This is a genomic window from Marinobacter sp. UBA5687, assembly GCF_002420325.1.
In the GTDB taxonomy this organism is placed as follows: Bacteria; Pseudomonadota; Gammaproteobacteria; order Pseudomonadales; family Oleiphilaceae; genus Marinobacter; species Marinobacter nauticus.
Window position 1 is genome coordinate 1 of the sequence record NZ_DIHV01000105.1, and the last position, 9,843, is coordinate 9,843.

A 9,843-nucleotide genomic window follows, 5' to 3' on the forward strand; every position below is an offset into this window, starting at 1 on the left:
GCCGTGGCCGCCGGTGGCAAGCACGGACTCACAGCCCGTCTGCAAAAGGTTGCGGGCGGCCTCTGCCGGATCGTCGCTGCCGCCGAGCTGAGCCAGTTCAATGCCGTTGGGCGTAATCATTTCAGCCCTGGCAAACAGTTTGTCTTTCATGGCTGTGACAAGCGCATCATCAGCCAGATCGCCACCGCCAGCCGCCTTGATCACCGGGTCGACAATCAAAGGCACGCCCGAATGCTTCTGCACAAACTCCACCAGTACCTCCACCACTTCGGCATTTCCGAGCGCCCCGGTTTTGATGGCGTGGATGGGCGTATCCTGGGCTAGGCACTCCAGTTGCTGTTTGATCAGGCCCGGGCTGACGGGCTCGGCACCATATACGTTGCGGGTGTCCTGCACAGTCAGGCAGGTGAGCACGGGCAGCGGATGGGCGCCGATGGATGTGATGGCCTGTATGTCTGCCTGTATGCCGGCGCCACCAGACGGATCCAGCCCGGAGAGCACCAGTACGTGGGGGCGGGTGAAGCTTTTGATGGCCGATCTCCTCAGAATGGTTTAACAACAGCAAGAATCACGACAGCGAGCAGGACAAACACCGGCAGCTCATTAAACCAGCGGTAGAACACGTGGCTACGGGTGTTCTGATCATCCCGGAACACTTTGACAAGGTGACCACAGTAGAAGTGGTAGATGATCAGCAAAGCCACCAGCGTCAGCTTGGCATGCAGCCAACCCTGGCTGAAATAGCCGGACCAGTTGTAGCTGAGCATCCAGACACCAAAGACAACTGTGGCGACCATGGAAGGCGTAGTGATGCCACGGTAAAGCTTGCGTTCCATCACCTTGAACCGCTCCTTGCCTGGTTCATCCTCGCAGGCGGCATGATACACGAACAGTCTGGGCAGATAGAAAATGCCGGCGAACCAGCACACCAGGGAAATAATGTGGAAGGCTTTCACCCAAAGCATTCGTTAACTCCGTCGGTATTGGTAGTAGCTTTCGATATCCGTTTGCAGCACAACACCATAAACCCGTTGAATCATGGGGGCCACATGGCGTTGTACGTATAGCGCCTCAGCCTGGGTGCTGTCGAATTGTTGCAGGGCTTCTTCCAGCGTTGCCTGGTACTGAACCGGTGCCACATCCCGCCGGTTGGCGGGGATTTCCATCAGATCAATGGATTCCGGTAATTCGGTGCCTTCCTCGGCGGCCTGTTTCTCTGTGTCCTCAAGAAAGCGGGCCAGATCGACGGCTGGCAGCAGGGCGGTGGGGCCATTGCTGCCTTCCACCAGAAGCCATTTCGGTTCCGATTTCAGGGCTTTCTTGGCTTCTTCAAGCGTGAGCGCGCGCTCGGTTCGAAGAATATTCCGTTCCATGATGGCGCCAACCGAAACCCGCCTCAGTGCCTGGATAACGGGGGAGTTCTGGTAGCTCAGGCCCTGGCTCTTTAGGATGGTCAGGAACAGGGATTTCTTGCCGAAGGCTTCGCTGGTCACCAGGCTGGCGGTAGTAATCATCAGCATGCCTGGCAGTATGATGTTCGGATTCCGGGTGAGCTCCATCAGCGCCATCAATGCCGCCAGTGGCGCCTGCAGCACGGCGCCCATCATCGCCCCCATACCCAGCATGGCGTAAAACCCCACCGATGAGGCAATGTCCGGGAACATCTGGGCGCCGATCAGTCCCATGGCGCCGCCCAGAGTGGCGCCCATGAAGATGGTGGGGCCGATAACGCCGCTGGGCATGCCCAGTCCGATGGACAATCCGGTGATGATCAGCTTGGCGCTGCCCGCGCCGAGCAGTAACCAGAATCCCAGTTCGCCATGAATGGTTTCGCTCACGGTATCGTAGCCGATGCCCATGGTTTCCGGGATGACCAGGGCGAAGGGCACCATCAACAGGCCGGCCACGGCAATTCGTAGCAACACCGGGCGGTGATGGTAACGGCCCATACTATCTACCAGTTGGATAAATCCGGCCGCCGCGATGCCGATAATAACGGCAATGGCGAGAATCCAGGGAATCTCCAGCAGCGAATTCATAGTCAGTGCCGGGACACTGAACGCCGGTTCGGTGCCGTAAACCGCCTGGGTGACGATGGCAGCGCTGACTGCCGCCAGGATAATCGGGGTGAAGCCGGCAATCGTGTACTCCATCATCACCACTTCCATGGCGAAAATTACGCCGGAGATGGGGGTGTTGAAGGAGGCGGAAATGGCAGCGGCACAACCGCAGGCGACCAGCGTGCGAATGCTGTTGTTGGGTAGCCGCATCCATTGCCCGAGCAGGCTGGAAAAGGCCGCACCCAGATGTACGGCAGGTCCCTCCCGGCCGGCGGATTGCCCGGTGATGACCGTAGTAACCCCGGAAACAAACTGAACCATGGCACTGCGGAAGGAGATGTAGCCCTGATGGTAGTTCAGCCGCTCCATGATATGGACAATGCCGACCTTGCGGTCGTGCAGGCCGAGTTTGTGCAAAAAAAGGCCCAACCCCAGAGCCCCGGCCAGGGGCAGAAGACCGCGGGTGAGCAGGTCCAGTTCTTCGAAACTCTCTGAACCCTGGCCCGGCAGGAAGTGCTCCAGTGGCCATTCAATAGCGAGTCGGAACAGCAGGATCACGCCGCCGGTCACAATGCCGGAGAGCAGGCCAAGAACCGCCAATTGCGGTAACGCATCAACGCCGGAGAGCTTCCGCCGAAATACGGGGATCAGATTCTCGGTAATCTGTTGCCTGATGCTACGCATTGGCGGGGTGTTCCGGTTGGAGTGTCGGGATTATCAGCAGATTTCTGACAACATTGTAACGGCGGGCCCGCAGGCTGCAATAAGTCCTTGGTTTATCATGTTAGACTACGTGCCCTGACTTCCCAATTCTGTCCAGACCACGTTGGAGATAAGAGTGATTAAAGTAGGCATCGTCGGCGGAACCGGATACACGGGTGTAGAGCTGCTGAGAATTCTGGCCGTCCACCCGGAAGCAGAGGTTATCTGCATCACCTCGCGATCGGAAGCGGGTATGCCCGTGGCCGATATGTATCCCAACCTGCGAGGCCATTATGACCTTGAGTTCTCCGAGCCCGACGCATCGGTGCTGGCGAGCTGTGATCTGGTGTTTTTTGCCACGCCTCACGGCGTTGCCATGCGCATGGTTCCGGAATTGATGGCCTCAGGTGTTCGCGTCGTCGATCTGTCGGCGGATTTCCGCCTGAAGGATCTTGATACCTGGGCAAACTGGTATGGCATGCCCCACGAGAGTGCCGACTGGGCCGAGAAAGCGGTGTACGGCTTGCCGGAAGTGGCCCGCGAGGCCATCCGTGACGCTCAGCTGGTTGCGAATCCAGGGTGTTATCCGACAGCTGTACAGCTGGGATTCCTGCCGTTGCTGGAACACGGTCTGGTCAATCCTGCAAGGCTGATAGCCGATGCCAAGTCCGGCGCCAGCGGTGCTGGCCGGCAGGGCAAGATTGGCATGCTCCACGGTGAAATAGGCGAGAGTTTCAAGGCCTACGGGGCTTCCGGGCATCGGCATTTGCCGGAGATCCGCCAGGGCCTGACGGCCGCAGCAGGCAAAGGTGTTGGTGTTACCTTTGTGCCGCATCTGATACCGATGATCCGCGGCATCGAAGCCACGCTGTATGCCGAGCTTGAAAAGCCGCAGGATTTTGACCGACTTCAGGCTCTGTATGAAGCGCGTTACAAAGACGAGCCTTTCGTGGATGTCATGCCGTTTGGCAGTCATCCGGAGACCCGCAGTGTCCGTGGCGCCAATCACTGTCGGATGGCATTACACCGCCAGGAAGACAGCAACATCGTGATTGTGTCATCGGTGATCGACAATCTGGTGAAAGGCGCCGCCGGCCAGGCCGTTCAGAACATGAACATCATGTTCGGTCTGGATGAAACCATGGGCCTGAACGCTCCGGCTCTGCTGCCGTGAGGACTGGCCGTGAGTGATCCCCGAAAACCGGCGGATGAATACGTTGTTATCCGCCACCGGCCGGGTTACCGGTTGCGTCGAAGCTTGATTCTGCTGACATTCACCGTCATTGCGGCTGTGGCCGGATATGCCGCCGGGCTCGCCCAGGGCGGTTTCCGTTTCAGCTCGGCGGAAGCGTCTGCCGAGCAACTGGTGGAGGAGGTGGAGAACCTTCGGGAGCAATACCGGGAGGCACGCCAGGGGTTGGTGAATCTCGAACGTGGGCGCGCGATCGATGAGCAGGCACTGCGGGAGGCACGAAACACGATTGTCGGCCTGGAAACCCGCATCCTGGAGCTGGAGGCGGATCTTACCTTCTACCGCAATATCATGGCGCCCTCGGAAACCAGCAAGGGCCTGCAGGTAGACAGTTTTACGCTGAGCCCGGCCAGGGAGTCTGGTGTTTTCGATTTCAAAATGGTGCTGACTCAGGTTGGCAATAACAAGAGCTATATTTCGGGCCTGGTGGCCGTGAATGTCATCGGTCGTCTGGATGGCGAGAAAGAGGTGATTGCGCTGAGGGATCTGTCGGATGAAATTGATGATCTGGGCGTGAAATTCCGGTTCCGCTACTTCCAGGATGTGGAGGGCAGCCTGCGCCTGCCTGAGAGCTTTGAGCCCTATGAGATTCAGGTCGTTGCCCAGGCGGAGGGCCGCGAGGCATCCCAGGCTGAACGAACCTTTGATTGGAAAGATTTAACGGAGAACTGAGATGCTTGGCAAGAAAAAGCAGAAACCCCGCCGTTCCCCCGGCCATTTTGACACCCTGATTTCCGGCAAGACCACCGTTGAGGGCGACGTTCATTTCTCCGGTGGTCTTCACGTGGATGGCACCATCAAGGGCCGGGTTGTGGCCGAAGAAGGCTCCGATGCGGTGGTACGTTTGTCAGAGGTGGGGGAAATCGTTGGCGACGTGGTGGCTCCCCATATCATCATCAATGGCAAGGTAAAGGGTGACGTGCATGCCTCTGCCCACCTCGAGCTGGCAGAGAAAGCGGTTGTTACCGGCAATGTCTATTACCAGTTGATTGAGATGGCCATGGGCGCCTCGGTCAACGGTAACCTGGTTCGCAAGGACGAGACCAGTGGCTTGCTGACTCATGAACATAGGCAGGCAGACGGTTCAGTCTCAACTGAAGATGAGGATAAGTCCGAATAGTTGATTGTTTTAGTCAGGAATACCATAATTTCCTGACAGCAATATCATGCCGGAGGCAGACTTTGAGTGTAGTTCAGCAACAAATGGCCACGCCGTTGTTTTTCACCGACAACGCAGTCGCAAAGGTGCGTGAGTTGATCGAGGAGGAGGAAAATCCCGATCTCAAGTTGCGTGTCTTTGTCACAGGCGGCGGCTGCTCCGGTTTCCAGTACGGCTTCTCGTTTGATGAAAGTCAGGAAGAAGATGACACCGTCATAGAACGGGATGGGGTCAAGCTGCTGGTGGATTCAATGAGCTATCAGTATCTGGTGGGCGCGACTATCGACTATCAGGAAGGGCTGCAGGGTTCACAGTTTGTCGTTCAGAACCCCAATGCGAGTTCGACCTGCGGTTGCGGCAGCTCATTTTCCATCTGAATCAGGGTGGATAAATTGCGCCCAGTATTCTCTCGCCCGAAGCGCCGGTGACTTCGGGCACGTTGCCCGGTAACTGAAGGATGGTTTGTCGGGCCAGCCAGGCGAACGCCACCGGCTCTACCCACTGAGGGTCAAGACCAAGATCCGCCGTGGTGTGTAGTGCGGCAGACCCAAGGCCTACCTTGAGCTCTCTCATCAGTAATCGATTGAAGGTGCCACCACCACAGGCATACACGGCCATGTCCGCATTTTCCTGTGGTAACTGCTGGAGAATGGTTGTCACGGTCAGTTGCAGCAGGGTTCTCTGCACGTCCTCGGCGGGTATCTCGTCGAAACGTTGAAGATGTGTGCGCACCCAGTCGATGTTGAAACGCTCTTTGCCCGTACTTTTCGGAGCTGGTTTGCTGAAGTAGGCGTCTGACAGCATGCTGGCAAGCAGTTCGGAATGGGTCGCGCCCTCACTGGCCATGTGGCCGTCTTCATCAAAATGCCGCCCGGTCTGGTCCAGGCACCAGGCGTCCAGCAGGGCATTGGCCGGGCCGGTATCGAAGCCGACGGCCGGCTTTCTCGATCCGGCCGGCAGCCAGGTGATATTGGCAATGCCACCGAGATTCAGAATGCATCGATCCTGAGTGGGTGAGGCAAAGAGCCAGCGATGAAAAGCGGGTACCAGGGGAGCGCCCTGTCCGCCGGAGGCAATATCCCGGCTGCGGAAATCGGCAACTGTACTGATCCCCAGGCGTTCGGATAGCCACGCGGCATTGCCGATCTGAAGGGAAAAGGGCGCATTGCCGGCTGGTTGGTGGCGAATGGTCTGGCCATGGCTGCCGGCGGCCCGTATCTGTTTTGGGCTAATTCCCGACTGTTTAATCAGTTGGGCACCGGCTTCCGCAAAATGCTGGCCAACCAGGGTATCCAGTTCGCCCAGCTCATCCGGGTCAGCCTGGTTGCGTGTTGCCAGCAATAACCGCTGGCGCAGCGCGTCGGCATAGGGTAGAGAGATGGTTTCGTGGACGGCCAGGCTGTTCGTGTCGAAAGACACCAGCACCGCATCAACTGCGTCCATGCTGGTGCCTGACATCAGGCCTAGCCAGTAGTCCATGCTCAGTTATCCGAGGCCAGAGCCAGCTGCTGATTGCTTTCGCGGAACACGTTGAACTGTGCCAGGCGCTGCTCGGTGAACTTCTGGAATCTTGCCATCTCGCTGTCCGGCACCGGCTTGGCGTCAGGGAGTTTTACCGTTCTTGAGTTTCTCGGCGCACCGTTGATCCGGAATTCGTAATGCAGGTGGGGTCCAGTCACCATGCCGGATGAGCCGACGTAGCCAATGGTTTCGCCCTGCTTGACCCGGGTACCGTTCTTGATGCCTTTGCCCAGTCGGCTCATATGTGCGTAAAGCGTTGTGATATTGTCGCCATGCTGCAGTACCACCGTCCGGCCGTAGCCGCCTTTCCAGCCAGCGAACTTCACCCGGCCACTACCGGCTGCCTTGATTGGGGTCCCCGGAGGTGCGGCATAGTCGGTACCTTCGTGTGGGCGAACCACATCGAGAACCGGGTGGCGACGTTGCAGGTTAAAAGGCGAGGAAACGCGGGCGTTGATGGGCACTCTCAGGAAGGCCTTGCGCATGCTCTTGCCGTCGGGTGAATAGTAGTCACTTTCTCCGTTCGCATCGGTATACAGCAGGGCAAGGTTATCTTCTCCCCGGTTGATAAAGCGGGCGGAGAGAATCCGGCCGGTATCAAACTTTTCGCCATCAATATAAAGCTCTTCATAAACCACTTCGAAGCTGTCGCCTTTTCTGACATCGTATACAAAGTCGATGTCCCAGCCGAAAATGCCGGCCAGTTCCATCGTCAGGCGATCATTCAGGCCGGCGTCTCTGGCTGAGAGGTATAAAGATCCGTCGATAACGCCTGCGGCAAATGCCGGTCTGGCCTCAGGTTCGCGAACGACGGTCTCACCAAGAAAGCCATCTTCCGTGCGCGCGATTTTGAGGGACTCCAACAAAGAGCGTTGGAGTTCAATCGCAACCAGTTCGCCCTCGGAGTTCACGCCGAACCGGATATCCTCGCCGGCATAAAGGCGTTGGAGCTTGTCGGCCTCGCCGTCACCGTGAATCACCGAAAGCATCAGGCCGTCGTTAAATCCGGCTTTCCGGAACAACGTGGAGAGTGTATCGCCAGATTTAATGGTGAATTCCTGCCACTGAATATCAGGCTTGGGTGCAACGTCTGCCTGAGCTGCCATTGGTTGGCTCTGGCTTTCAGTTGTTTCGCTTGTTGTCTCAGCCTCCGGAGCGGCGGCCTGGGTGTTGGCTTCCTGTGAGGATACCCCGGAAATCAGGCCCTGTTCCAGGTCGACGGTGTAGCTCATCCGCTTGGCTTCAACGTCTGCGCTTGGGCTCATCAGGACAGCAGCAGAGACGATCACCGTGGCGGCTGCCGCCAGGGTAATGTGTGTTTTGGGGAATGTTTTCAGCACGTGGCTCACCCGTTTTAATCGGTAATCCAGTAATTTGTACCAGCTTATTAAAGCGCCAGGTCAAGTATAGACCAACAGAGTACCGCATATAACAGAATTGCGACAGTGTCCAACATTACAGTCGAGCGGCTGTGCTGGTCGTACAAACTACGCCGCCGCTGCTATAATCCCGGGCTTTTCATGCTCTGATTGGTCGTTTTCTGAGCATTTCTACTGTACCAAGGGTGCCGGTAACTCACAGATTTCTTTTGTAGACCTCTGTAACCGGCTCCCGCTTTATTGTCACAGACGGGGTGAGGGGTTCATGGCATCAATAGATGAAGCGCTGGCGATTATCAAACGAGGTATTGATGAGCTGATTCCAGAGGAAGACCTGGTTGAAAAGCTTAAAGAAGGTCGGCCGCTGCGAGTGAAGGCCGGCTTCGACCCAACCGCGCCAGACTTACACCTCGGCCACACAGTGCTTATAAACAAGCTGCGCCAGTTTCAGGACCTTGGGCACGAAGTTATTTTCCTGATTGGTGACTTTACCGGCATGATTGGTGACCCCACAGGAAAGAGTGCTACCCGGCCTCCGCTTACTGAAGATCAGGTGCGCGACAATGCGATTACCTATAAAGAGCAGGTGTTCAAGATTCTGGATCGGGAAAAAACCCGGGTTGTCTTCAACTCCGAGTGGATGAGCAAGATGACAGCGGCGGATATGATTCGCCTGGCCGGGCAATATACGGTTGCCCGTATGCTTGAGCGCGATGACTTTACCAAGCGCTATCGTTCCGAGCAGCCAATCGCTATTCATGAATTCCTCTATCCTCTGGTGCAGGGCTACGACTCAGTGGCGCTGGAAGCTGATATTGAGTTGGGTGGCACTGATCAGAAGTTCAATCTTCTGATGGGGCGGATTCTGCAAAAGCATTACGGCCAGAAACCGCAGGCCATCCTGACCGTCCCTATCCTTGAGGGGCTGGATGGTGTCCAGAAGATGTCCAAGTCTCTCGGTAACTATGTGGGGGTCAGCGACTCCCCGGGGGAGATGTATACCAAGCTGCTTTCCATGCCAGATGAGTTGCTGTGGCGCTACTTCGAGTTGCTCAGTTTCCGGCCGATGGCTGAGATCGAGCAATTCAAAGCCGCGGTTGCCGGCGGCGAAAACCCTCAGGACTATAAGAAGGTGCTCGCTGAAGAGTTGATTACCCGCTTCCATGATGAGGAGGCCGCAAAGACGGCTCATAAGTCGGCGGGTAATCGGGTTGCTCTCGGTGAGATTCCGGACAACGTACCGGTCGTGGAGGTTTCGCTGGAAGGTCAGGGTGAGATTCCGATGCCTGCGGTTCTGCGTCTTGCTGGTCTGGTGAAGAACGGTGCTGCGGCGCGTGACGTGCTTGGGCGTGGAGCGGTTTATGTGGATGGCCAGCAGTTTGAGGGGCAGCGCATGTTCGTAGCAGGGGATGAGTGTGTCATCCAGGCGGGTAAAAAGAAGATTGCCCGGGTGATCATTGTCGAGTGATTTTCGTGGCGTTTTGGCCAATCTGAATTTTTTTCAGATTGGCCGTTGACTCCTCGGCTGAGGTCTGTACAATGCGCATCTCGCTTGAGGGGCTGGCCACTGAAAAGAGGCAAAGCCTGAGCGATAACTGCTTGAAAGCGCTGAAGAAAATGTTTCAGAAAAACTTCAGAAAGCGGTTGACAGGAAGGCGGTTCAGTGTAGAATGCGCACCTCGAAACAGGCAGTAAGCCGGAGAGTTTTTCGGCGGTTTTCGGAAGCGAAAACAGCGAAAAATAAACGGTTGACAGGGCAGCGGAACGATG

The 9,843-nt window shown here is 56.8% G+C and carries 10 protein-coding genes; 5 read left to right on the plus strand and 5 right to left on the minus strand.

Going from position 1 to position 9,843, the window contains the following annotated elements:
- The 3 genes from thiD to B3Y70_RS10925 all read right to left on the minus strand — a co-directional run.
- Positions 1–501 (minus strand): bifunctional hydroxymethylpyrimidine kinase/phosphomethylpyrimidine kinase (gene thiD / locus B3Y70_RS10915; RefSeq protein WP_288589794.1); only part of this gene is annotated, 501 nt, incomplete at its 3' end.
- Between the two features lie 41 nt (positions 502–542).
- A complete protein-coding gene (hemJ, locus tag B3Y70_RS10920) occupies positions 543–965 on the minus strand; it encodes a protoporphyrinogen oxidase HemJ (RefSeq protein ID WP_226597857.1) in 423 nt (140 codons plus the stop codon).
- 3 nt (positions 966–968) lie between these two features.
- Complete coding sequence (locus B3Y70_RS10925; protein ID WP_226597856.1) at positions 969–2,744, minus strand: chloride channel protein; 1,776 nt, start codon at positions 2,742–2,744, stop codon at positions 969–971.
- 154 nt (positions 2,745–2,898) lie between these two features.
- Here B3Y70_RS10925 and argC point away from each other — a divergent pair, with 154 nt between their 5' ends.
- The 4 genes from argC to erpA all read left to right on the plus strand — a co-directional run bounded on the left by argC (position 2,899) and on the right by erpA (position 5,550).
- The gene (gene argC / locus B3Y70_RS10930) at positions 2,899–3,936 is read left to right on the plus strand and encodes an N-acetyl-gamma-glutamyl-phosphate reductase (RefSeq protein WP_286894470.1); all 1,038 of its coding nucleotides are present in this window, start codon (positions 2,899–2,901) and stop codon (positions 3,934–3,936) included.
- Positions 3,937–3,945: 9 nt separating this feature from the next.
- Entirely contained in the window at positions 3,946–4,686 is a 741-nt protein-coding gene (locus B3Y70_RS10935; RefSeq protein WP_286894472.1) for a DUF6776 family protein, read from the plus strand.
- 1 nt (position 4,687) lies between these two features.
- Positions 4,688–5,134 (plus strand): bactofilin family protein, encoded by a 447-nt coding sequence (locus B3Y70_RS10940; protein WP_153740764.1) that lies wholly within the window; start codon positions 4,688–4,690, stop codon positions 5,132–5,134.
- Between the two features lie 83 nt (positions 5,135–5,217).
- Positions 5,218–5,550, plus strand: coding sequence for an iron-sulfur cluster insertion protein ErpA (erpA, locus tag B3Y70_RS10945; RefSeq protein WP_011784224.1), 333 nt, complete (start codon positions 5,218–5,220; stop codon positions 5,548–5,550).
- Between the two features lies 1 nt (position 5,551).
- Here erpA and B3Y70_RS10950 read toward each other — a convergent pair whose 3' ends face one another.
- The gene (locus B3Y70_RS10950) at positions 5,552–6,652 is read right to left on the minus strand and encodes an anhydro-N-acetylmuramic acid kinase (RefSeq protein ID WP_226597853.1); all 1,101 of its coding nucleotides are present in this window, start codon (positions 6,650–6,652) and stop codon (positions 5,552–5,554) included.
- 2 nt (positions 6,653–6,654) lie between these two features.
- Positions 6,655–8,034, minus strand: a complete 1,380-nt coding sequence (locus tag B3Y70_RS10955; protein ID WP_273030103.1) for an OapA family protein — start codon at positions 8,032–8,034, stop codon at positions 6,655–6,657.
- 304 nt (positions 8,035–8,338) lie between these two features.
- On the opposite strand from B3Y70_RS10955, the gene tyrS reads away from it, so the two are divergent.
- Positions 8,339–9,541, plus strand: a complete 1,203-nt coding sequence (tyrS, locus tag B3Y70_RS10960; RefSeq protein ID WP_113880559.1) for a tyrosine--tRNA ligase — start codon at positions 8,339–8,341, stop codon at positions 9,539–9,541.
- The last annotated feature ends 302 nt before the right edge of the window (positions 9,542–9,843 follow it).